5 protein-coding genes (1 of these 5 running past the window's edge) are annotated in these 26,016 nt (G+C 74.5%); all 5 read left to right on the top strand.

The window, feature by feature from the left end:
* Tightly spaced (each overlapping or abutting the next), the 5 genes in view from AB0F04_RS37080 to AB0F04_RS37060 form a layout consistent with a single transcriptional unit that may run on beyond the window.
* A protein-coding gene (locus AB0F04_RS37080) for an amino acid adenylation domain-containing protein (protein WP_362050618.1) crosses the window boundary here: on the top strand, window positions 1–1,147 show its final stretch. It extends 12,293 nt beyond the left edge of the window; 1,147 of the gene's 13,440 nt are visible here — the last part of the coding sequence; the start codon falls outside the window, past its left edge; it ends in the stop codon at window positions 1,145–1,147.
* Window positions 1,144–23,553, top strand: a complete 22,410-nt coding sequence (locus AB0F04_RS37075; protein ID WP_362050615.1) for an SDR family NAD(P)-dependent oxidoreductase — start codon at window positions 1,144–1,146, stop codon at window positions 23,551–23,553. The genes AB0F04_RS37080 and AB0F04_RS37075 overlap by 4 nt, the downstream gene beginning before the upstream one ends.
* Window positions 23,550–24,512, top strand: coding sequence for an LnmK family bifunctional acyltransferase/decarboxylase (locus AB0F04_RS37070; protein ID WP_362050612.1), 963 nt, complete (start codon window positions 23,550–23,552; stop codon window positions 24,510–24,512). Before AB0F04_RS37075 ends, AB0F04_RS37070 begins: the two co-directional genes overlap by 4 nt.
* Entirely contained in the window at window positions 24,509–24,769 is a 261-nt protein-coding gene (locus AB0F04_RS37065; RefSeq protein WP_362050609.1) for an acyl carrier protein, read from the top strand. The genes AB0F04_RS37070 and AB0F04_RS37065 overlap by 4 nt, the downstream gene beginning before the upstream one ends.
* The gene (locus AB0F04_RS37060; protein ID WP_362050606.1) at window positions 24,766–26,016 is read left to right on the top strand and encodes a hydroxymethylglutaryl-CoA synthase; all 1,251 of its coding nucleotides are present in this window, start codon (window positions 24,766–24,768) and stop codon (window positions 26,014–26,016) included. Before AB0F04_RS37065 ends, AB0F04_RS37060 begins: the two co-directional genes overlap by 4 nt.

Here is a 26,016-nt window from a genome sequence, read left to right as displayed (position 1 = left end):
CGTCGCCCACCACTTCGATCTGCACGGCCCCAACCTCGTGGTGGACAGCGCCTGTTCGTCCTCGCTCGTGGCGCTGCAGCTGGCCTGCCGCAGTCTGCTGGACGGCGAGTCGGAGCTGGCGCTGGCCGGCGGCGTGGACGTGCTCCTGGATGAGGAGCCGTATCTCGACTTCAGCGCGGCCAAGGCGCTGTCCCGAAACGGCCGGTGCGCGACCTTCGACGAGGGCGCCGACGGGTTCGTGCCCGGCGAGGGCTGCGGCATCGTCCTGCTCAAGCCGCTGGAGTCGGCGCTGAGGGACGGCAACCGGGTGCACGCCGTGCTCGACGCGGTCGCCGTCAACAACGACGGCCGCACCATGGGCCTGACCACCCCCAATCCGGCGGCCCAGGCCAAGGTGGTGCGCAGGGCCCTCGCCGCGGCGGGCCGGGGGGCCGACGAGGTCGGCCTGGTCGAGGCCCACGGCACCGGCACGATGATCGGCGACCCGATCGAACTGCGCGCCCTGACCGACGTGTTCCGCGAGGAGACGCAGCGCACCGGCTTCTGCGCGATCGGCAGCGTCAAGACCAACGTCGGGCACCTGCTGAGCGCCGCCGGCATGGCCGGGCTGATCAAGGCGGTGCTCGCGGTGCGGGACGGGCACATCGCGCCGACGCTGTTCTGCGAGCGGCCCAATCCGCGCTTCGACTTCGCCGCCTCGCCGTTCTACCCGAGCCGCGCGGCCCGGGACTGGGTGCCCGAGCCGGGCCGGGTGCGGGTCGCCGGGGTGAGCGCCTTCGGACTGGGCGGCACCAACGCCCACGCCGTGGTCAGCCAGCTGGACCCGGCACTGGCGGCGGCGCACCGGCCCCGGCCCGCGCTGCCCGCCCCGGTCTTCCGGCGCCGCAGGCTGTGGCTCGAGGCCGCCCGCCCCACCGAACCACGGATCACGGTCCCCGCCCCGGCACCGGCACCCGCCCCGGCACCGGCACCGGCACCGGCACCGGCACCGGCCACCACACCGGCCGCCGGCCGCCCGCCGCTGGGCGCGTCCATCCTCGGTCTGTCCTTCGAGGAGCCCTCCCCCCTCCCCGACTCCGGTTACGCCCCCCTCACCCCGACCGGCGCAGGCTCCACGGCAGCGCCGCAGGAAGGACGGAAGTGGTGAACGTGCCCTCCGCACCGCAGCCCGAGCACGAGCTGGTGTGCCACCTCGTGCTGGAGCACGGCGACTTCATCATGCAGAACCACCGGGTGCACGGGGTGTCCGTCATGCCGGGGGTGACCTTCCTGGACATCGTCTTCCGGATCCTGCGCGACCGGGGCTTCGACACCACCCGGGCCGAGCTGCGCAACGTCCTCTTCCACGAGGCGATCGCCACCGCCGAGGGCCGGGACCGCGACATCCGCATCACGGTGTCCACGTCCCTCGACGGCAGCCGCTGGATCACGGCGGAGAGCCGCACCCGCGAGGGCGGGAACCCCGCCTCGGAGTACCGGGAGAACTTCCGCGGCGAACTGGTCCTGCACGACGTGCCCGAACCCGAGCCGCTCGACGTCGACCGGCTGCGCACCACGGCCCGGCGCGTGGCCGACCTCGACGAGATGTACGCACGCGCCCGCGCCGAGGAGATCCGGCACGGGTCGGCGATGCGCTGCTTCGGCCGCCTCTACTACGGCGAGGGCGAACTCCTCGCCGAGCTGGGCCTGGACGAGGAGTCGGCCGCGCTCGACGGTCACTTCCACCTGCATCCGGCGAAGATGGACTGCACCACCATCGCCGCGTTCGCGCAGCTGCCGCCGCCGGACCAGGACCCGTTCATACCGGTGTTCATCGAGTCCTTCCGCGCCCCGCGCCCGCTCACCGGGGTCGCCTACGCCTACATGCCGCGCCCCGAGACGTACGCGCAGTCCGGCGACATCATGCACAACGACTGCGCGCTGTACGACGGGGACGGCCGCTTCCTCGCCGGGTTCACCAAGCTCACCTGCAAGCGCATCCGCAACCCCGAGCTGATCACCCGGCTCCTCGACGCCCCGCAGGCGCGCGGCGCCGCGCCCGGCCCCGTGGTGCCCACCCCCGTCGCCGCGCCGGCCGCCTCCGACGCCGGCGGGTCCGGTGCCGACGCGGTGCGTGCGCACCTGCGCGCACTGGTCGGCGGTCTGCTGGGCAGGGCGCCCGAGAGCATCCGTACCGACGCGGGCTTCTACGACCTCGGCCTGGACTCCGGGCACATGCTGGACATCAGCCGCCGCCTGGAGGAGTACGTCTGCGCGCCGCTGTACCCGACGCTGCTGTTCGAGTTCTCCGACATCGACTCGCTCGCCGCGCACCTGTACGCCGAATACGGCACGCCGACGGGCAGCGCCCCCGACCACGCCGCCGACCACGCCGTCGCAGCGCCACCGCCGGCCGCCGCGCCCGCGCCCGCGGTCGCGCCGGCGCTCGGCTGCCACCGGCCCGTGTGGGCGCCGCTGCCCGCCGAGGCCGCCGCCGAGCAGGCGGGCGACGCGCGGACGGTCGTCCTCGTCGGCGCCGACGCCGCGACCGCGGCCGCCCTGCGCGAGGCCGGAGTGGCCCGCGTGGTGCGCGCCGAACGTGCCTCGGCGTTCCAGCGGATGGCCGCCGACCACTACCGGCTCGACCCGGCGGACCCGGCCCAGCTCGGCGAACTGTCCACCGCGCTGACCGCGGACGGCGTTTCTGCCGCGGCGTACGTGCGCTGCGCCCGCGCCGGCCGCACGGACGGCTCCACCGGTGCGCTGCCGGACGCCTACCGGGAGAGCTGGGCGCTGGCCGTGGCCGTGGCCGGAACCCGGCCGACGCGGCCGGTCGCGGTGCTGTTCCTGCACCCGCGTGACGCTGCCGCTCCCCGGCCGCAGGAGGACGCGCTGGGCGCGCTCGCCCGCACCGTCACCGCCGAGGCCCCCCTGCTGCGTTGCCGCGCCGTCGGACACGAGGCGGCCACGGCGGCGGAGCTGGCCGCTGTCATCGCCGCCGAGAGCGCGGACCTGTCCCAGGAGAGCGAGGTGCGTCACGCGGGCGGCACCCGGCTGGTGGTGCGGCACGAACCGCTGCCGGTGCCCGCCGGAGCCGCCGGGCCGCGCGCGGACGGCGTGTACCTCGTCACCGGCGGGGGCGGCGGTCTCGCCGCGCTGCTGGTGGATCGTCTGGTCGCGCGTGGTCCCGTACGGCTGGTGCTGACCGGCCGCAGCGAGCCCGGCGCCGCGCTCGCCGAGCGGATCGAGGGCTGGCGCAGCCGCGGCGCGGACGTCACGTACGTGCGCGGCGACGTCGCCCACGCCGACGACACGCTGGCCGCCGTGGCCTGCGCCCGCGAGAGGTACGGCCGGCTCGACGGGGTCTTCCACTGCGCGGGCAGCGTCGACGACGGGCTGTTCTTCCGCAAGGAAGCGGAGCGTTCCGCCGCCGTGCTGGCGGCCAAGGTGGCCGGCACCCGGAACCTGGACGAGGCCACCGCGGACGACGATCTGGCGTTCTTCGCACTGTTCTCGTCGGTGTCCGCCTCCGTCGCCAACCCGGGCCAGGCCGACTACGCCTACGGCAACGCGTTCATGGAGCACTTCGCCGAGCAGCGGGCCGCCCGCGCGGACCGCCGCGGTGTCTCGCTCGCGGTCGGCTGGCCGCTGTGGGCCGAGGGCGGCATGCGGGTCTCCGACGAGGTGCTGCGCCGCTCGGCGGACAGCACCGGGCTGCACGCCCTGCCCACCGAGGCGGGCCTGGACGCGCTGTTCGGGCTGCTGTCGAAGGCCACGCCGCGCGCCGTCGTCACCTACGGCGACCAGGAGCGGATCGCCGGGCTGCTGCCCGCGCCCGCGCCCGTGCCGTCGGCCGGCGCGACCGGTCCGGCGCGGGAGCCGCACGGCGACGACATCGCGATCATCGGGGTCGCCGGCCGCTACCCCGGGGCGGAGGACCTCGACGCGTTCTGGCGCAATCTCGCCGAGGGCCGCGACTGTGTCACCGAAGTGCCCGAGGACCGCTGGGAACACGCGGCGTACTACGACCCGGAGCGCGGGAAGACCGGCCGTACGTACGGGCGCTGGGGTGGGTTCCTGGACGGCGTCGACCGCTTCGACGCGGCCTCGTTCGGTATCTCGCGGCGTGAGGCCGAGCTGATGGACCCCCAGGAACGGCTGTTCCTCACCGTGGGCCGGCAGGCCGTGGAGAACGCCGGCTACCGCCCCGAGGAACTGTCCCGCACCCGGGTCGGGGTCTTCGCCGGTGTCATGTGGAACCACTATCAGCTGTGTACGGACGGCGCCGGTTCGGCCGCCCCGACCGCCCTGCACTGCTCCGTCGCCAACCGGCTGTCGTACTGCCTGGACCTGTCCGGGCCCAGCATGGCGGTGGACACCGCCTGCTCGTCCTCGCTGACCTCACTGCACCTGGCCGCGGAGAGCATCCGGCGCGGAGAGTGCGAGCTCGCCATCGCGGGCGGCGTCAACGTCGCGGCGCATCCGCAGAAGTATCTGCAGCTCGCCGAGGGGCGGTTCCTGTCCACGGACGGGCGCTGCCGTGCCTTCGGGGCGGACGGCGACGGCTACGTTCCGGGTGAGGGCGTCGGGGCGGTGCTGCTCAAGCCGCTGGCCGCCGCGCTCTCGGACGGCGACCACGTGCACGCCGTGATCAAGGGCTCCTTCCTCAACCACTCGGGGCGCACCAGTGGGTTCACCGTGCCGAGTCCCACGGCGCAGGCCGCGTTGATCGCCGACGCCCTGGAGCGCTCCGGGGTCGGCGCGGACAGCGTCGGCTACATCGAGGCGCACGGGACCGGCACCGCGCTCGGCGACCCGATCGAGGTCGAGGGGCTGCGCCAGGCGTTCGCGGACTCGGGGCTCGCCCCGGGCAGCTGCGCCGTCGGCTCGGTGAAGTCCGGGATCGGGCATCTGGAGAGCGCGGCCGGGATCGCCGCCGTCACCAAGGTGCTGCTGCAGATGCGCCACCGCGAGCTGGTGCCGTCGCTGCACAGTGAACCGCCCAACCCGCACATCGACTTCGCTTCCTCGCCCTTCGCCGTGCAGCGGACCCGGGCACCGTGGACCCCGCCGCCGGGCAGTACGGTGCTGCGCGCGGGGGTGAGCGCGTTCGGCGCGGGCGGTTCCAACGCCCATGTGCTGCTGGAGAGCGCGCCGCCCGCGGCACCCACCCCCTCGGTGGGCCCGCAGTTGTTCGTGTTCTCGGCCAAGGACGAGACGACCCTGCACGAGGTGGTCCGCCGCCAGCTGCGTCACCTGGAGGAGCTGGGGCGTGCCGCCGGCTCGGCCGACGAGGTGACGGCTCTGCTCACCCGTGAGGTGGCCGGGCTGCTCGAGGTGCCGGCCGACGCCGTGGACGTACGGGAGAGCCTTGCCGACCTCGGGGTCGACCGGCTGGGCCTCGCCGAGCTGGGCCGCCGCGTCGAGGGCCTGATGCCCGGCGGGGCGCCGCTCTCCGGGCAGGCGTCGATCACCGAACTGGCCTCGGCCGCGGCGCGGGCCGCCCGGTCGGAGGCGGTGCCGCTCGCGGACATCGCGCACACGTTGCGGGTGGGGCGTGCCCAGTCGGCGGTCCGGCTCGCCGTGGTCTGCGACGAGCCGCAGGCACTGCGGAGCCGGTTGGAGCGGTTCCTGGACGGCGAGGAGCCCGGTGAGGGCGTCTTCACGGGCAGCGTGAGCGAGGAGGCACCCCCGGCGCGTCTCGAGCGGGCCGCCGAGCTGTTCCGTCTGGGCCGCCTGGCCGAACTGGCCCGCGCCTGGGCGGACGGCGCCGTGGTGGCATGGGAGGAGTGCCGGGCCGACGGCGGCACACCGCCGCGTCGCATACCGCTGCCCGCCCATCCGTTGGACGAGCGCTCGTACTGGATCGGCGGCTGGAAGACCGCGCAGCGGGCCGCCGCCGAGCCGACCCGCGCCACGACTGCCCCTGCCGAGACCCCGGACACCCCGCTCCAGACCGCACAGAGCGACCCGTCGCCGGTCGCGCCGCGGCCCGCGATCGACCGGGAGGACGTGCTGGCGGCCGTGGTGGACGCGGTCCGGGCCCGGCTCTACCTGGAACGGGACGAGGTCAGCCACCGGCTGTCGTTCAACGAGATGGGCGTGGACTCGGTCGGCGCCGTGGAGATCGTGGAGCGGCTCGGGGCGCGGTTCGCCCTGGAGATGGACCCGGTGGCGCTCTTCGACCACCCCACGGTGCCCCGGCTCGCCGAGCACGTCATGGAGCTGTGGCGGCAGAGCCCGGCACCGGAGCCGGAGGCCGCGGCGGCCGTTGATCCGGCTGATACCGCCCCGGCCGCGGATCCCGCTGATACCGCCGCGGCCGCGGATCCGGCTGATACCGCCGCCCCGCCGGCACCCGTACCCGCGAGCGCGACCGGGGCCGGGGCGGTCGCTGCGGACGTCTGCGAGGACATCGCCGTCATCGGCATGTCGGGGCGCTTCCCCGGAGCCGAGGACCTGGACGCGTTCTGGGAGAACATCGCGGCCGGGCGGGACAGCTTCACGGAGGTGCCCGCGGCGCGCTGGGACGTCGGCGCCGTCTTCGACGCCGACCGGCTGGCCCCCGACAGGACGTACAGCAAGTGGGCGGCCATGCTGCCCGAGGTGGACCGCTTCGACGCGGCGTTCTTCAACCACTCGCCGCTGGAAGCCGAGGTGATGGACCCGCAGCAGCGGCTGTTCCTGGAGCAGTCCTGGGCGGCCCTGGAGCACGCCGGGTACGCGGTGGGCGCCGACGAGCGCACGTCGTGCGGGGTGTTCGTGGGCTGCGCGCCCGGCGACTACTCGACGCTGCTCACCGCGGCGGGCCGGGCCGACACCGGTCATGCCTTCCTGGGCACCACCAGTTCCCTGCTGCCCGCCCGGATCGGCTACTTCCTGAATCTGGACGGCCCCACCATGGCCGTCGACACGGCCTGCTCGTCCTCGCTCGTGGCCGTGCACCTGGCCGTCGACAGCATCCGGCGCGGCGAGTGCGCCATGGCCCTCGCGGGCGGCGTGGCCCTGATGGTCACCCCGCAGCTGCACGTCAGGGCCAGCAAGGTGGGGATGCTGTCACCGCGCGGCACGTGTGTGCCGTTCGACGCCTCGGCCGACGGCACCGTGCTCGGTGAGGGTGTGGGCGCCGTCGTACTGAAGCGCCTGGACCGGGCCATCGCCGACGGCGACCACATCCACGGCGTCATCAAGGCGACCGGCGTCAACGGTGACGGCCGCACCAACGGAATCACCGCGCCCAGTGCCGTGTCCCAGGCCGGGCTGATCGCGGACGTGCACCGCAGGGCCGGGGTGACGGCCGAGGACATCGGGTACGTGGAGGCCCACGGCACCGGTACCGCGCTCGGCGATCCGATCGAGGTACGGGCGCTGACGGAGGTGTTCCGCCGCTCGACCGAGCGCAGGGGCTACTGCGGCATCGGGACCGTGAAGGCGAACATCGGCCACACGACCATGGCGGCGGGGATCGCGGGCCTGCTGAAGGCGCTGCTCGCGCTGCGCCACCGCGAACTGCCGCCCATGCCCTCCTTCGAGGCGCCGAACCCGAAGACGGAGCTGGAGACCAGTCCGTTTTTCGTGGTCCGCGAGCGTCAGGAGTGGCAGCCGGGCCCCGGTGGGCAGCGGATCGCCACGGTCAGCAGCTTCGGCTTCAGCGGGACCAACGCGCACGCCGTCGTCGCCCAGGCGCCCGCGCCCGAGGACCGTCCCGGCCTGCCGGAGCTGGAGCGGCTGTTCCCGGTGTCGGCCCGGGACGACGCGGCGCTGGACCGGCTGCTGCGCCGGCTCGCCGACGCCGACCTCGACGGGGTCGCCCCGGCCGATCTGGCCTTCACCCTCGGCGTGGGCCGTGCCCAGCTGCCCGTGCGGGCGGCCGTGATCGCCCGCACGGTGCCCGAACTGCGGCGGAAGCTGCGGCTGCTGGCGTCGGGTACGCAGGCTCCCGGCTGCTTCCGTACGGGTCGGGACGGTGCCGGCCGGCCGGACGAGCCGGACAGCCGGCCCCGCGCGGAACTCACCCGCCTCGCGGGCTCCGGATCGTCGGCCGAGCGCGTCGCCGCCCTGGAACGGCTGGCCGGCGCCTTCACCGCGGGCCAGGACCTCGACTGGGCGGCGCTGCCGTACGGGGACCGGCCGCGCCGGGTTCCGCTGCCCACGTACCCCTTCGCGGGAGGCCGGCACTGGATCACTCCCCCGGCCACGCCCGCTCCGGCGCCTGCCGCTCCGGCCGCAGGCCCTTCCCCGGCGTCCGCCGGGCCGGCGGCACATCCGCTTCTCGGCACCCCCGTCGGCACACCCGGCGACCCGGACGGCGCGCGCTTCGCGGTCCCCGTACCGGCCGCGCACTGGGTGCTCGACCACCACCGGATCGGCGACCGGCCCGTCCTGCCCGGCGCCGCCGGCCTCGACCTGGCGGTGGCCGCCGCCCGGCGCTGCGGTCTGCGCGGCACCGTGCGGCTGCACGGTGTGCGGTGGCTGCGGCTGATCGACGCCGAGGCCGCCGGCACCCTGCGGCTCACCCTGACCGGTGACGGCGACGGCTACCGATTCGCCCTCACCGCGGGCGACGACGGCGCCGTCTGCTCCAGGGGCTCGCTCACGGCGGACCCGGATGCCGTCGACGACGCTCCCGAGACGCTCGACGTCGCCGGGATCACCGCCCGGTGTCCCTACGAGGTGCCGGCGAACCGGTTCTACGACGACTTCCGCTCCGGCGGGATCGCGTACGGCTCGTCCTTCCGGGTCCTGGAGAAGATCACCTTCGGTGACGACGAGGTGCTCGGCACCCTGCGCGCCGCCCCGGACACCGCCGGGTTCGCTCTGCACCCGGCGCTGCTCGACGGCGCCCAGCAGACCATCGCCGCTCTGGAAGCGGGCAACGACGCCACCCTGGTGCCGTTCTCCGTCGAGACGGTGGAGGTCCTCGACGCATCTGCCGTCCCCGCCTTCGCGCATGTCGTCCGGGAGGACGCGCACCGTTACGCCGTGCGTCTGGCCGACCGGTCCGGGAGGGTCTGCGTCCGCTACCGGGGCCTCGCCCTGCGGGAGCAGAACAACCCGGTCGACTCCATGATGTACCGGCCGGTGTGGCGTCCCGCGGCCCTTCCGCAGGCCGGGCAGGTGCCCGCCGGAGGCCGCTCGGTGGTGGTGCACACCGCCGATTCGGCCGCGCTGGCCACCGCCCTGGCGGCCCGCACCGGCGCCGACGTGGTGGCGCTGCCCGGCACGGAACCGGCGGTGGCGGGCTCGTACACGGCGCTCGAAGAGCCCCTGGAGACGGTCTACTTCGTGGCCCGCACCGGCGACGCCGAGGGGCCCGCCGAGGCCGACCGCACCGCGTTGGACCTATTCCGCCTGGTCAAGCGGCTGCTCGCCGCGGGCCGTGCCCGCGACCGGATCGCGCTGCGCATCGTCCTGGCGGGTGCCGTCCCGGCCGACGCGGACGAGCCGGTGCGCCCGCACGCCGCGGGAGTGCTCGGACTGGCCCGGGCGATCGAGTCGGAGTGCCCGCGCTGGAGCGTCGCGTGTGTCGACGTCGGCGCCGACGGCGGCGGTGCCGGCGGTGCGGAGCGGGCGGCCGAGCGGATCGTGGCCGAGCCGGGCACCGAACCGCTGGTGCTGCTGCGCGGCGAGACCCGACTGGAGCGGACGTTCGAGCCGCTGCGGGTCGCCGCGCCGCAGGGCATGGAGCCCTTCCGCGAGGGCGGCGTGTACGTGGTCGTCGGCGGCGCCGGCGGCATCGGTTTCGCGCTGAGCAGGCTGCTCGCCCGGATCGCCCGGGCCCGTCTCGTGTGGATCGGCCGCAGCCCGCAGGGCCCCGGACACCGGGCCAAGGCCGAGGAGATCGCCGCGCTCGGCGGCCAGGTCCTGTACGTGCAGGCGGACGTCGCCGACGAGGCGGCGCTGCGCCGCGGGCTCGACGCCGTGCACGCCCGGTTCGGCCGGGTCCACGGCGTGGTGCACGCGGCGCTCGACCTGCGCGACCGCACCATCGCGCTCATGGACGAGGAGGACTTCCTCGCCGGGCTGGCGCCCAAGGTCGCCGGCGTCACCGCGTTCGCGCGGGTCTTCGGGGACGAGCCGCTGGACTTCATGCTCGTCTTCTCCTCCGCGGTCTCCTTCGTGGAGGCGGGCGGTCAGGCCAACTACGCGGCCGCGAGCACCTTCGAGGACGCGTACGTCCAATGGCTCGACCGGCGCCACGACTACCCGGTGTCCGTCGTGAACTGGGGCTTCTGGGGAAGCGTCGGCGCGGTGGCCAACGACCGGATGCGGGCGGCGTTCGCCCGCCTCGGCGTCGGTTCCGTCGAGCCGGCCGAGGGCATGGCGGTGATCCGCCGGATCATCACCGGGCGGCTGCCGCAGACCCTCGCGATGAAGGCGGACCGCGCGGCCCTGCCCGCCATGGGCATCCGGGTCGCGGGGTCGTCCGGGAGCGAGAACCCGGCGCCGGTGCGCCCGGCGGCCGCCTCCGCGCGGCCCGCGGGCCCGCAGTCCCCGGCCCCGTCGGCCGGCGGGTCCGGGCCGTCGGCCGACGCCGTGCGGTCCTACGTCGCCGGGGTGTTCGCCGAGGTCCTCAAGTACGAGACGGCGGCCCTCGACCCGGAGGCGACGTTCGAGAACTTCGGCGTCGACTCCCTCGTGAGCCTCAACATCGTCGACCGTTTCGAGCAGGACCTGGGGGACCTGCCGCAGACCCTGCTCTTCGAGTACATGACCATCGAGCAGGTCGCGGAGTACTTCCGGCGGGAGCACGGGGAACGGCTCGCCCGGGTCCTCACCCCGGCGCTGGAGCAGAACCGGGAGCAGGACCCGGCGAGCCCGTCACCCGCCGGCGCCCCGGCGGCCGGGAGCCCTCAGGACCCGCCGGGCACCGTCGGGGACGACGACCTCGCGGTGTTCAGCAGGGCGCAGGAGGCGTTCGCCGAGGTCGAGGCGTTCAGCCGCGACTTGCTGCGCAGCAGCTTCCCGCTCCTGGACGGCGTGCCGCGGCCGGGCGAGACCGTCACGGCCGACGCGCTCGCGGACCGGCTCGGCGTGGTCGGCCGGCACCGCCGCCTGTTCGACGCCGCCCTGAGCATCCTGCGGTCCTGCGGCGCGGTGACCGGCGACGACGGCACCGTCACGTTCACCGACTCCCCGGCGGCCGTCCCCCCGGACGGTGCACGCGTCGCCGCGCGCTACCCGGAGATGAGCGGTCACGTCAGGCTCCTGGAGCGCACCCTCGGCGCACTCGGCGAGGTCCTGGCGGGCCGCCGGAACCCGATGGACGTCCTCTTCCCGAAGGGATCGGTGGCCCTGGTCGAGCCCATCTACAAGGGTCAGCCCATCGCCGACCACTACAACCGGCTGCTCGCCGAGGAAGTGGCCGACGCCGCCCGCCGGGTACGGGCGAGCGAGGGCCGGCCGGTGCGGATTCTGGAGATCGGGGCGGGCACCGGCGCCAGCTCCCGGAGCGTGCTGCCGGCCCTGGCCGCCGCGGACGCCGAGGCCCACTACTGCTACACCGACATCTCCCCGGCCTTCCTGCGCCACGGCGAGCGGGAGTTCGGCCCGGCGTATCCGCGACTGGTCTTCCACACCCTCGACATCTCCGACGACCCGGTGGAGCAGGGCATCGAGCCCGGCTCGTACGACGTGGTGCTCGGCACCCATGTCCTGCACGCCACGCCGGACATGGAGCGCACCCTGCGCAACATCCACACCCTGCTGCGGCCGGGCGGTCTGGTGCTGGTCAACGAGATCACCCGCTTCTCCGAGTTCCTCACGCTCACCTTCGGGCTGACGACCGGCTGGTGGATGTACGAGGACGCGGAACGCCGGCTGCCGCACTCGCCGCTGCTCGCACCGGCGCAGTGGCGGCAGATCGCGGCGACGGCGGGGCTGCGCACCGTGCGCACCCGCGGGTTGCCGGGTGTGCCCGCCGACCGGCTGGAGCAGTCCCTGGTCGTGGCGGAGCGGCCCGCCGAGCACTCCCCCGCGCGGGTGCCGGACCGGGCGGCCGGCGAGCCGTCCGCGGAGTCCGTGCGGTCCTATGTGACCGGCGTGTTCGCGGAGGTCCTCAAGTACCGGGCCGGGGACCTCGATCCGGCGGCGACCTTCGAGAACTTCGGGGTCGACTCGCTGGTGAGCCTCAACATCGTCGACCGCCTCGAACAGGACCTGGGCGATCTGCCGCAGACGCTGCTCTTCGAGTACACGAGCATCGAGCGCCTCGCCGGGTACCTGATCGCCGAGCACGGGCAGAAGCTCGCCTCGGTGGTGAGCGGGGAACCTGAGCGGGCCCCGGAGGCGGCCCCGGCCGCCGCAGCGGCCCGTCCGGTCCGCGCCGAACTCGATGCCGGCGCGACGCCGCGGCCCGCCGAACCGGTCGAGGACGCACGATCCGAGGAGGAACTCAGGCCGGCCCGGCCGGCGCAGCCCGCGGCGGTCGCCGAGCCCGCGGCGGTGGCCGAGCCCGCGCGAGTCGCCGAGCCCGCGCGAGTCGCCGAGCCCGCGCGGGGCGCCGAGCCCGCGCGGGGCGCCGAGCCCGCGCGGGGCGCCGACTCCACGCGGGTCGCCGAGCCCGCGCCGACCAGCGCGACGGCCGGCGGTCCGGGCGGGGACGGTGGGGCGACGACGCCCCTGGACATCGCCGTCATCGGGGTCGTGGGCCGCTACCCCGGCTCCCCCGACCTGGAGACCTTCTGGCGCAACCTGTCCGAGGGCCGCAGCTGCGTCACCGAGATCCCTTCCGAACGCTGGGACTGGCGCCGCAACTTCGACCCGGACAAGAACCGCAAGCACCGCAGCTACAGCCGCTGGGGCGGCTTCCTGCAGGACATCGAGATGTTCGACGCCCCCCTCTTCGGCATCCTGCCGCGCGACGCGGCCGACATCGATCCGCAGGAGCGGCTGTTCCTGGAGAGCTGCTGGGAACTGCTGGAGACGTCCGGCTACCTCGGCACGTACACGCACGAACCGCAGACCGGCGTCTTCGCCGGGCTGATGTACGGCGAGTACGGTCTGCTCGCGGCGGCCACCGACTGGCCCGAGGGACGGTACGCCACGGGACACTCCGCCTACTGGTCGATGGCCAACCGCGTCTCCTACACCTTCGACCTGCAGGGCCCGAGCCTCGCCGTCGACTCCGCCTGCTCGTCCGCGCTCAGCGCCATCCAGCTGGCCTGCGAGAGCCTGCGGCGCGGCGAGTGCCGGATGGCGATCGCGGGCGGTACGAACCTGATCCTGCACCCGGCGCACTTCGCGGCCCTGTGCGCCCGCAACATGCTCTCCGCCGCGGACGCCTGCCGGGTCTTCGACGCGGGCGCCGACGGATTCGTGCCCGGCGAGGGCGCGGGCGCGGTGCTGCTCAAGCCGCTCGCGCAGGCCGAGGCCGACGGCGACACCATCTGGGGGGTCGTCAAGGGCGCGTTCAGCAACGCGGGCGGCAAGGTCAGCGGTTACACCGTGCCCAACCCCAACGCCCAGGCGCGGCTGGTGCAGCAGGCGCTTCAGCGGGCCGGCGTGCATCCGCGCACGGTGTCCTACGTGGAGACCCACGGCACCGGCACCGCCCTCGGCGACCCCATCGAACTGGGCGGTCTGACCAAGGCGTTCCGTGCCGCGGGCGCCACCGACGACGGCTACTGCGCGGTCGGGTCGGTGAAGTCCAACATCGGCCATCTGGAGGGCGCGGCCGGCATCGCCGCCATGACCAAGGTGCTGCTCCAGCTCAAGCACCGCACCCTGGCGCCCACCATCCATCTGGACGCCCTCAACCCGAAGATCGATTTCGGGCATTCGCCGTTCCGTCCGCAGCGCACCGCCGAACCCTGGGACCGTCCGGTCGCCGAGGTGGACGGCGCGGAGCGCAGCTGGCCGCGGCGCGCCGGTATCAGCTCGTTCGGAGCGGGAGGAGCGAACGTACACATGGTGCTCGAGGAGTACACCGGCCCTGAACGGCCGCAAGGCCAGGAGGGCGCCGCCGGTACCGAGGAGCCGGAGCTGTTCGTGCTGTCGGCGCTCGACCGGGCCACGCTCGCCGACTACGCCGGGCGCGTCGCCGACTTCGTGGCCGGACCCGAGGGGGCACGCGTCCCGCTCGCGGACCTGGCGCACACCAGCAGGGTCGGGCGGCGCGAGCTGCCCGAGCGGCTCGCCGTGACCGCGACCTCGCACGGTCAGCTCGCCTCGCGCCTGCGGGAGTTCGCCGACGGCGCGGAGGCGGGCGAGGGCGTCCTCGTCGGCACGGCCCGCAAGGGCGACCCCGGTGCCGGGCTCGGTGCCGAAGAACTCGCCGCCGCCCTGGCCGCCCGCGACTGGGCGGCCACGGCGGAGCACTGGACGTCCGGCGGCCGGCTCGACTGGCGTCCCGCGGACGCCGGGCGCCGGGTCCGCAGGGTCGCCTTCCCGACGTACCCCTTCCGCCGCAGCCGCCACTGGGTCACGTCCGACCCGCACCACCTGGCCCCGGAACTGCCCCGTCCCGCGGCCGCCGGGCACCCCGCGCCCACGCCCCCCGCCGCCGAGGGTGCCATCGCCGCGCCCGTCGCCTCCGAGCCCGTGGTGACGGCGCCGGATCCGGTCACCGCCGGCAGCACAGGACCGCAGGCCGGCTTCGCGGCGTCGACGGACCAAGCGCCGCCACCGGTCGCCGCGGAGATCCCCCGCCCCGAGCCCGTCACCCTCACGCAGGCCCCCGCGCCCGCCCGCACCGCACACCTGCCGGCAGCGCAGGCCGCCGGCGTGCCGACGAGTGAGGGGGACGAGGACGAGGACACGGCGGCAGCCGACGTCACCGTGGAGCGTGCCGCCACTCATCCCGCGCTCGCCCTCGCGGCGCACCACCGGATCTCCGGTGCCCGCTGGGTGCCCGGGGTGGCGCTTTTGGAGCTGGCGCGGGAGGCGTGCCCCGGTGCCGGGGACGCCACCGGCGTCGGGTTCCCCTTCCGGCTGGGCTCCGTGCGGTGGCTGACGCCGGTCGACCTGGACGGCGGTACCGACCGCGTGACGCTCGGCTTCACCAAGGGCGACGGCACGACGGCGTTCCGGATCACCGCGGGCGGCCCGTCCGGCGCCGCCGTCGCCCGGGGAAGCCTCACCGAGGGCCCCGGCGCCGCGGACGCCGACGTGGACCTGGCCGCGACGCGCGACCGTTGTACCGGGCGGCCCACGGTCTGCGAGTTCTACGACGCGTTCGCGGGCGCGGGCCTGGAATACGGCCGTCCGCTGCGCACCGTCGCGGAACTGTGGACCGGCGCCGGCGAGTGCCTGGCCCGGCTGAGCCTGAGCCGCCTGATGCGCCGTTCGGGCCCCGCCCACGCCCTGCACCCCGCGCTGCTCGACGGCGCGCTCCAGGCGGTGTCGAGCCTGTGCGCGGCGGACGAGTCGTATCTGCCCGTCGGCATCCAGGAGGTACGGGCGCACGGCCCGGTGCCTGCGGACAGCTGGGCCTACATCAGGGAGGTCACGGCCGACGGCGGCGGGACGGGCGGGCGGCGCCGGTTCGACATCCGCATCACCGACGGCTTGGGGCATGTCCTGCAAGCCGTGGACGGACTGGAGATCGCGCCGCGCCCGGGCGGCGCCGCTTCGCCGACCCGCACCCGTTACCTGGCCCCCGTGTGGAGGCCCGCGCCGCTGCCCGGGGAGACGCGGGCACCGGCGACGGTGCTGGTGTGCGGCGCCGACACATCCCGGCGCCTGGAACTGGCCGAACGGCTGGCGGCCACCGGCAGCACCGTGGTGTGCGCGGCCGACGGTCCGCGCTTCGGCCGCGACGACACCGGCCCCCGGCCCGCGTACACCCTGCCCGTCGCCGACCCGGCGGAGCACACGCGCCTGATCGAGGATCTCGCCGGACGCGGACTGCTGCCGGACGCCGTCGTGCATCTGGCCGACGAACCGACCGCCGGCGGCACGCCCGGACAGACACCCAGCGACGGGGCGTCGGCGCTGCCGTTCGTCCTGTGGTCGGCGGTGGCCGTGCTGGCCCGCCCCGAACGTCCCGGCCTGCGGGTCGTGTTCGCCCACCGTGCGGGCCCCCGCGGCGCCGCGCCCCTGCACACCGCCGTGGGGGCCACCCTGCGGACGCTGAGCCTGGAGCACAGCGCGTTCACCGGCGTACGTGTCGAGCTGCCCGCGGACGGTGCCGGCGCGGACGCGGTCGTGGCCGAGCTGCACGCCGCACGCCCGGGCGCCGCCGAGGTCTCCTACGCCGCCGACGGCACCCGCAGCGAGAAGAGCCTGGAACCGTTCGAGCCGCCGGCCGGTGGCCTGTGCGACGTCACGCTCCGGGCGGGCGGCACGTACCTGATCACCGGCGGCACGGGGGCGCTCGGGCTGCACTTCGCGGCGTACCTGGCCGAGCGGGCCACGGACGCCACGATCGTGCTGGTCGGCCGCTCGCGGCCGGGCGACGAGGCCGCCCGCCGCATCGCGGAACTGAACGGCGGCGGGGTCCGGGTGCTGCACCGGCCCGCCGACCTGCGGGACGCGGCGTCGCTGCAGCGCCTGGTGGCCTCGGTCGTCGAGGAGTTCGGGCCGCTGCGCGGTGTGCTGCACTCGGCGGGCGTGACCCGGGACGCCCGCGCCGTGAAGAAGACGGCGCGGGAACTCGACGAGGTCCTCGCACCGAAGGTGTCCGGCACCGTGCACCTCGACGAGGCGACCGCGGACCAGCCGCTGGACTTCTTCGTGCTGTTCTCCTCGATGTCCGGCGAGTCGGGCAACCTGGGGCAGGCCGACTACGCCTACGCCAACGCGTTCCTCAACGCCTTCGCCGCCCGCCGCGAGGATCTGCGCGCGGCCGGGCTGCGGTCCGGGCGCAGCCTGTCGATCGGCTGGCCGCTGTGGGCGGACGGCGGGATGACGGTGGACGACGCCACCCGTGAACTCTTCGCCCGTGCCTACGACATGGTGCCGTTGAGCACGCGTGCGGGTCTTCAGGCGTTCGTGCGGGGGCTCGCCACGGACCTGCCCTCCCTGTGCGTGGTGGAGTCGCTGGGGCGGCGGGAGGAGCCGGCGCCGGCCGCGGAGCCCCGGCCGGCCCCGGCACCCCGGGAGCAGGCTGTCGTGGACGAGGCGGCGCTGCGCGGGCTCGTGGAGCGCGAGGCGCAGGTACTCGCCTCCGGGTTCCTGCTCGTGGACCCCTCGGAGGTCGATGTCTCGGCGGAGCTGCTCGAGCTGGGCTTCGACTCGATCACGCTCACCGAGCTGGTCAACAAGGTCAACGAGCGCTTCGGCCTCGACCTCCTGCCCACCGTCCTGTTCGAGTGTCCGGACCTGGCCTCGTTCGCCGATTATCTGACGCGGCACCACGCCGCCGAGCTGGCGGGGCACTACGCGCCGCGGGGCCGGAACCAGGAACAGCGTGCGGACGCGCCCGAGGCGCGGACCGCGTCCGGGAGCGCCCCCGTCACCACGCCGGCCCCCGAACCGGCCCCCGGACCGGCCCCCGCCCAGGAGCCGGCCACCGTCACCGCGCCGGCCGTCCCGGTGATCGCGGAGAGCCCGGCCCCCGCACCCGTCACCGCGCCGGCCGTCCCGGTCGCGGCCGCCGCGGCGCGGGCGGTCGAGCGGGCGGAGATCGCCGTGATCGGGATCGCCGGCACGTTCCCCGGGTCTGCGGACGTCGACGAGTTCTGGGACCACCTGGCCGCCGGCACCGACCTGGTGCGGCCGGTGCCCGAGGACCGCACCGCGATCCGCGCCAACCCGGCCACCCGTGATCTGCTCGGCGGGTTCCTGGACCGCGTCGACACCTTCGACGCCCGCCTCTTCGGCATCTCGCCGAACGAGGCCGCCCTGATGGATCCGCAGCAGCGGCTCTTCCTCCAGACGGCCTGGCGCGTCTTCGAGGACGCGGGCTACCGCCCGGCCGACCTCGCGGGCACCCCGTGCGGGCTCTTCGTCGGCGTCGCCACCCATGACTACGACGACCTGCTCAAGGAGAGCGGCATCGCGGTCCAGGCCCACACCGCCACCGGCATCGCCCACTCGGTGCTCGCCAACCGGGTCTCGTACCTGCTCGACCTGCACGGCCCCAGCGAGGCTGTGGACACGGCGTGCTCCAGCTCCCTGGTCGCCATCCACCGTGCCCTGCGGGCCATGCAGGACGGCGAGTGCGAACTGGCCGTCGCGGGCGGGGTCAACGTCATCCTGACGCCCGGCCTGCTGGAGTCGTTCCGCCAGTCGGGCATGCTCAGCCCGGACGGCCGCTGCAAGACCTTCGACGCCGACGCCGACGGCTATGTCCGGGGCGAGGGCGTCGGCGCGGTGCTCCTGAAGCCGCTGGCCCGGGCCGAGGCCGACGGCGACCACATCTACGCGGTGGTCAAGGGCACCGCCGTCAACCACGGCGGCCGCAGCAACTCGCTGACCGCGCCCAACCCCGAGGCGCAGGCCCGGGTCGTGGCCGCCGCCGTGCGCGAGGCACGCGTCGCACCCGACACGATCACCTATGTCGAGGCGCACGGGACCGGTACCCGGCTCGGGGACCCGATCGAGATCGAGGGTCTGAAGAAGGCGTTCACGACGCTGCACGAGGAGCGCGGCGAGAGCGTGCCGCGCACCGGCCGGATCGCGCTCGGGGCGGTGAAGACCAACATCGGGCACCTGGAGACGGCCGCCGGGATCGCGGGCGTCCTCAAGGTGGTGCAGGCCATGCGTCACCGGGAGTTGCCCGCGAGCCTGCATCTGACGCGGCTCAGCCCGTATCTGCGGCTGGACGGCACACCGTTCCGGGTCAACGACCGCCACCACCCGTGGCAGCCCGCGGTCACGGCCGAGGGCCGGCCCGTGCTGCGGGCCGGGGTGAGCTCGTTCGGCTTCGGTGGCTCGAACGCCCATGTCGTGCTCGAGGCCTACCCGGCGCGGACCGCTCCCGCGGTCCAGGACTTCGCCCCGCACACCGTGCCGCTGTCCGCGGGCGACCCGGACGACCTGCGCGCCTACGCGGCACGGATCGCCCGGCACCTGGCCCGCACGCCGGAGGCCGATCTGGCGCGGGTCGCGTACACCTTGCAGACGGGCCGGACCGGGCACCGGTGCCGCTTCGCCGTGCGGGTGCGGGACCGCGACGAACTGATCGGCGCCCTGGAGTCGTACGCCGGCGGGGACCTGCCGGCCCACGCGGTGACCGGCACCGCCCGCCGTGACGCGCCTCCGGCTCGCGGCGACGAGGATCCCGCGCTGCTGCAGAAGCTGTGGTGCGAGGGCGCCGAGGTGCCGTGGAGCGCCTCGTGGCCGTCGCCCCCCGGCCGGATCCCGCTGCCCACGGCCCCGTTCGCCCGCACCCGCCACTGGTTCCGTGCCCCGGACGCGGAAGCGGCGCCGGTCACCGGCGAGCCCGCCGCGCCGGTCACCGGAGCGTCCGCCGCCCCCGGCTCGGCGCCGGTGGCGGCCCCCCTGGCCGCAGCCGTACCCGTGGCCGCACCCGTCCGCGACGAGCCGGTGCCGGGCTCCGTCCGCCCCAACCACTCCGTCTCCCGTTCAGGGGCCGGCAAGGAGGCCGTCATGACAGCCCGCAGTTCCACACCGCCGACGCGCAGCGGCCCGAGAATCCGCCTCGTGTCGCCGGGGGGCGCCGTCGGGAGCGCCCCGCCGGCTCCGGCGGCTCCGGCTCCGGCTCCGGTCCGCGCCGACACGCCGCCCACGGCCCGGCCCGAGGCACCCGCCACCGCCACCGCCACCGCGACGAAAGCCGCCGCCACGGCCACCGCGACCGCCACCATCGTCGACCTGCTGCGCGGTGAGCTGTCCACGATCCTGGGCATGCCGCCCGAGGAGGTCGACAACGACACCCCCTTCGGGGAGCTGGGGCTCGACTCCATCTACCGCATGGACCTCGTCCGCACGCTCAACGAGACCTTCGGCCTGGAGCTGAAGGCCGCGGAGCTCTACAGCTACGACACGGTGGACAAGCTCACGGCCTTCGTCTCGCCCCTGTGCGGCGCGGCCGAGCCCGTCCCCGCCGAGACGGCGCCGTCCTCCGCCGCGCCGCTGGAAGATCTGGTGCAGGAGGTCATCGAGCGCGAACTCGGCCGCCCGGCCGACCCCGCCCTGACCTTCGTCGACAACGGCTTCGGCTCCTTCGACATGCTGCGGGTCGTCGCCGCCCTGGAGCGGGTCTTCGGCGCCCTGCGCAAGACGCTGCTCTTCGACCACCCCACCGTCGGGGCGCTCGCCGCTCATCTCGCCGAGACCCACGGGCCGGACGCCGCACGGCAGCCGGCGGCCGCCCAGGACGTGCCCCGGCCCGCTCCGGCGCGCGAGCCGTACACCGGCGGGGCGCTGGTCGTGGAGAAGACGGCGCTGGCCGGGCAGCCGGACATCGCCGACACGGTGGCCGCGCTGGAGGCCGAGTACGGCCGTGAGGGCGGTCTGCCGGGCCGCGACATCGCCCCCCTGATCTTCCTGGGGGCGGGCCGCACGGCGTACTTCAACTTCTCCCTGCGCGGCGACGCCATGCTCACCTGGAGCTACGTCGGCCCGACCGAGGAGATGCCCGCCCTGGCCGCGGAGTTCGTGCGCTACGGGCAGGCACACGGCCTGGCCGCGAACATCGTCTCGCTGATCCGCCTGGAGGAGTCGGACGGCGTCCGGTTCACCGCCACGCCCTTCGGCGCGCTGCAACGCCTGGAGGACATCACCAACTTCAGCCTCGAGGGCGGCCCGATGCAGCGGCTGCGCTACGCGGTCCGCAAGTTCGAGAAGGCGGGCGCGTGCCGTACCGAGGAGTACAGGGTCGGCTCGGACCCGGGCGTCGACCAGGAGATCACCACGCTGATCGACCGCTGGTCCGCGGCCAAGGAGATGGTGAACCCGTACGTCTCCACCGTCCGGGACGAGATCGGGCGCGGCATCCTGGCCGAACGGCACCGGATGTTCCTGACCTACCTCGACGAACGCATGGTCAGCGCCGTCATCGTCACCAAGATCCCCTCCGAGGACGGGTACCTGCTCGACCTCGAGTTCTACCCGGAGGACGCCCCGCTCGGCAGCCTCGACCACACGGTGGTGCGGATCATCCGGCAGACCGCGCAGGAGGGCTGCACCGTCTTCAGCTTCGGCGGCAGCTTCGGCGCCAAGCTCTGCGAGTCGCCCAACGCCGCACCGGAGGCCGAGGCCGCCCTCACCGAGCTGCGCTCGCGCGGCATCTTCACCGGTGACGGCAACCTGCGTTTCAAGAACAAGTTCCGCACGCGGAACCTGCCGTTGTACCTGTGCCAGCCCGCGGACGCGGAGCGCACCGACGTCTCCCGGCTGATCCTCATGATCGCCGACCCCGACGTGGGCGGTGACCGCACGCCGGCGGCCCCGGCTCCGCGCGCCGCGGCCGAGGCGCCATCGGCCGTCCCGGTGGCCGCGCCGGTGCCCGCCGACGCCCGGCCCGCGGTGCGTCCGGCCCCGGTGTCCCCGGCGCCGGCCCGGCCGGCCGCCACCGCTGCTCCGGTGGCCGGGCCCGTGCCCGCCGACGCCCGCCGACGGGAGCGGCAGCTGTCGGACCGCGGCTGGAATCCGCTCCACCTGGCCTCAGCCGAGGTCGAGTTCGACCTGATCACCGACTCCTGGGCCGAACTCGACCGTCCCTTCGTGCACGCGCGGACCGAGCGGCTGCGCGCCGCGGCCGCCGCTCGGGCCGTGGGACAGACGCTCGAAGGGCTCGACCTGCTGCCGTTCTCCTGTGTCGTGGCCACCACGTCCGGGCGGGCCGCGGAGGCGGCGCTGTGCCGGGCCTGGCCGCAGCAGGGCGTCGTGGTGCACAACTCGCTCTTCCCGACCTGGTACTTCAGCCACCTCGACCACGGGTTCACCCCCGTCGCGGCCCGCCGCGCGGCGACCGCGGACGACGGTGTCTTCCGCGGTGACCTCGACCTCGGCCATCTGGAGGGCCTGCTCGCCGAGCACACCGGCCGGATCGCGTTCCTGTGCGTGGAGGTCGCCAACAACGCCCAGGGCGGGGCCGCGCTCAGCCTGCACAACCTCACCGGCATCCGGGAGGCCGCCGACCGGCACGGCCTGCAGCTCGTCCTGGACGCCACCCGGGTCCTGGACAACGCCGCGCTGATCGCCGCGCACGAGCCGGGTCAGACCGGCCGCGACCCGCTGGACGTGGCGCGTGAACTGCTGTCCCTCGCCGACAGCGTCACCATCAGCCTCTCCAAGGACTTCGGGGTGGACAGCGGGGGGATCGTCGCCACCGACGATCCGACCGTCGCCCACCATCTGCGGGAGCGGATCGCGCTGCGCGGCCCGGAGGCGGGGCGCGGCGCCCGAGCGCTGGCCGCCGCCGCACTCGACGACCTCGACTGGGCCGCCACCGCGACCGGTGAGCGGGTCCGGCGCGTGGCGGACCTGCGGCGGGCCCTGGCCGAGGCCGGTGCCCCGGTCGTCGAAGGCGCGGGCACGCACTGCGTGCTCCTGGACACGACACGCCTGAGTGCGCTGCGCGGCCACGAGCACCCCGTGCCGGCCTTCCTCGCGTGGCTCTACCTGCACACCGGCGTCCGCGCCGCGGCGCATCTGGACGGCGGCCCCGGCACCTCGGCCCTGGTCCGGCTGGCGCTGCCGGTCGGCCTCGGGCAGGAGGAGACCGACGAGCTCACCCGCCGGCTCACGGCGCTGTTCGCGGCCCCGCAGCGGATACCGGAGCTGCTGCTCGCGGCCGGCGACGACGGCCCCGCCCCGCTGGCCGCGTACCACCCGGCGGAGCAGGTGCCCGACGACATCAGGGAAGCGATGGCCGAGGGCCACACCGCCGAGAACGACAACTGGGCGGTGCTGCGCGAGCACCACCCCGGTGTCGAGCGGCTGCTGCTGCGGCTGCCGCAGGGCGAGGGCGGCGGCGACGTGGAGGTGTTCACCGCGGGCACCGGTCCCGTGCTGCTCCTGATGCTGCCGTTCAACATCGGCGCCGGGCTGTTCGGGCCCCAGTTCGCGGCCCTCAGCGAGCGCTACCGGGTGATCGTCGTCCACCACCCGGGCGTCGGCGACACCACCGCGTGCGAGGAGCTGACGTACGAGGGCATCGCGGATCTGTGCCGGCGGACGCTGAAACGGCTCGGCGTCGACGGTCCGGTGCACGTGGCCGGGGCGTCGTTCGGCGGGATCACCGCCCAGACGTTCGCGCTGCGCCACCCGGAGGCCACCGCGACGCTGACCCTGATCGGCAGTTCGTACAAGCTCGGCAACCGGGCCGGGGAGGTCAACCGGCTCGCCGTGGTGGCGCGGGAGGACTTCGACCGGGTGCAGGCGCACAGCGGTTCCTCGCGACTCGAGCGTGAACGCGCCCGCTACGAGCGGTTGCTGCTGCGCTGCGAAAGCATGGACCCGCAGACCGGGCTGCGCTACCTGGACGTGTTCGCCGCCGCCCCCGACCTGCTCGGGCGGCTCGGGGACATCGCCGTACCCACGCTGATCGTGCAGGGCCGGCACGACACCGTCATCCCGCAGAAGACGGCCCACCTGCTGCACGGTGCCATCCCCGACGCCCGCTACCACGAGGTGCCCGACGCCGGGCACTTCCCGAGCCTGTCGAGTTCCGACGAGTTCAACGCCGTCCTGACCGCCTTCCTCGAGGAGTTCCCGGCATGACCATCACCTCGAAGCCCGGCCTCAGGCCCGGGTCCACCACCCGGTCCGTCACGGTGCGGCCCGGCATGTGCGGCCCCGGTTCGCTGTTCGTCGGCCAGCTCGGCGACTGGACCTGGGAGACCGTCAGCGCCCAGTGCGACACCGACGTGTTCGCGGCCCGTGACGCCGACGGCAACCCCACCTACCTGGCGTTCTACTACTTCCGGGTGCGCGGCGGCCGGGCGCTGCACCCGGGCGCCCTCACCTTCGGCGACCGTCTCACGGTGACCTCCGGCTGCTACGACCAGGGCACCGAGTCGGTGCTCACGCTGCACCGGATCGACCGGGCCGGCGCGGCGGAAGCCGAGCGGCCGCTGGATCTGCACGAGTTCTACGAGCAGCCGCGGGACGGTTCCCTGTACGTGGAGAACTTCAACCGCTGGGTGACGCGCTCGGCGCCGGGCAGCAACGAGGGCCTGGTGAAGTCCTCACCGCCCGGGTTCCGCAACGACGGGCTGCCGCGGTTGCCCGCCGCGTACTCGCCGCGCGCCGTGTACCGCGAGGCACGCACCGCGCACACCTTCCGCGACCTGGCCGAGCCCGGTTTCCGGCTGCTGGAGGAGACCGTAGAGGTCGAGCACCCGGTGGACATCGTGCGCGACGTCAACGGGGTAGGCCTGCTCTATTTCGCCTCGTACTTCTCCATGGTCGACAAGGCCGCGCTCGCGCTGTGGCACCGGCTGGGCCGTTCCGACCGGGCGTTCCTGCGCCGGATCGTGGTCGACCAGCAGATGTGCTACCTCGGCAACGCCGACCTGGACTCGGTCCTGGTCCTGCACGCCCGCGTGCGGGCCGGCACGGCGGAGCCCGGCGAGGAACTCGTCGACGTCGTCATCCGCGACCGCGACAGCGGCCGCGTCATCGCCGTCAGCACCCTGCACACCCTGCACGACGCTCACGACCCCGAGGGGGAAGCATGACCCAGGCACCGATGGACGTGCGGGCGGAGACGGCCCGGCTCGTCCGTGAGGTCGTCACCGAGATCCTGCCCGGTGTGGACCCCGGACTCATCGGCGGCACACGGCACTTGAAGGACCTGGGTGCGGACTCCGTGGACCGGGTGGAGATCATCGCGGCGCTGCTCGACCGGACCGGCGTGGACCGCCCGATGTCCGATTTCAGCGACCTGCCCCATATCGACAGTCTCATCGACTTCCTGAGCGGAGCCCTGCGATGACCACGACCGACGCCGGACGGGCGTACGGTATCGAGGCGTTGAACGTGTGGTGCGGTCTGGCCCGCCTCTCCGCCGCCGACCTCTTCGCCGGCCGCGGGCTCGATCCCCAGCGCATCGACAACCTGATGATGTCGGAGCGCTCCATCGGCCTGCCCATCGAGGACCCGGTCACCAACGCGGTCAACGCGGCACGTCCGCTCGTCGAAGCCCTGGCCCCCGAGGAGCGCGACCGGATCGAGCTGGTGGTGACGTCCACCGAGTCGGGCGTCGACTACAGCAAGTCCCTCACCTCGTACGTCCACAAGTACCTGGGCCTGAACCGGCACTGCCGCCTCATCGAGGTCAAGCAGGCCTGCTTCGGGGCCACCGCGGCCGTGCAGACCGCGCTCGGCTATCTCGCCTCGGGCATCTCGCCCGGGGCGAAGGCCCTGGTCATCGCCACCGATGTGGCGGTCGTGGACGAGAAGGCCGAGTACTCCGAGCCCGCGGCAGGGCACGGCGCGGCGGCGATGCTGCTGAGCGACCGGCCCCGTGTTCTGACCGTGGACCTCGGCGCGTTCGGCAACTACAGCTACGAGACGCTGGACTCGGCCCGGCCCTCGCCCCGCTTCGACATCGCCGACGTCGACCGGTCGCTGTTCGCGTACCTCGACTGCCTGAAGAACGCCTACGCCGACTACACCACGCGCGTCACGGACGTGGACTTCGTCCGGGACTTCGACCATCTCGTCATGCACACCCCGTTCGCCGGTCTGGTCAAGGCCGGGCACCGCAAGATGATGCGTGAGCAGGGGGTGGGCGGGGCGCCGGTCGACGAGGACTTCGCCCGCCGGGTGGCGCCGTCCCTGATCTATCCCGGAGCGGTCGGCAACCTGTGCTCGGGGTCGGTGTACCTGGCCCTGGCCAGCCTGCTCGACTCGGGTGTCGTGACCACGCCGCGCCGGGTGGGCCTGTTCTCGTACGGCTCCGGCTGTTCCTCGGAGTTCTTCAGCGGGATCGTCGACGAGAGCTCCGCCGCGGCCGTCGCCGAGCAGGGCATCGGCAAGCGCCTTCAGGCCCGGGCCCGGATCAGCTTCGAGGAGTACCTGGCGGTCCTGGAGCACAACCTCGAGTGCCTGGTGCCGGTCGAGAACCGCACGGTGGACCCGGCTCCCTGGGAGCCGCTGCTGGCGCGGGTCGGCGACCGCCCGGAGATCCTCACCTTCACCGGCGTCAAGGACTACCACCGCCAGTACGCGTGGCGTTGA

This window comes from Streptomyces sp. NPDC029041, from assembly GCF_040637515.1.
In the GTDB taxonomy this organism is placed as follows: Bacteria; Actinomycetota; Actinomycetes; order Streptomycetales; family Streptomycetaceae; genus Streptomyces.
This window is presented reverse-complemented; position numbering and strand designations above follow the sequence as displayed.

Excerpts from the sequence above, each read along its gene's own strand:
- AB0F04_RS37065 (WP_362050609.1), top strand. The coding sequence starts at position 24,509 with ATGACCCAGGCACCGATGGACGTGCGGGCGGAGACGGCCCGGCTCGTC.
- AB0F04_RS37060 (WP_362050606.1), top strand. The coding sequence starts at position 24,766 with ATGACCACGACCGACGCCGGACGGGCGTACGGTATCGAGGCGTTGAAC.
- AB0F04_RS37070 (WP_362050612.1), top strand. The coding sequence starts at position 23,550 with ATGACCATCACCTCGAAGCCCGGCCTCAGGCCCGGGTCCACCACCCGG.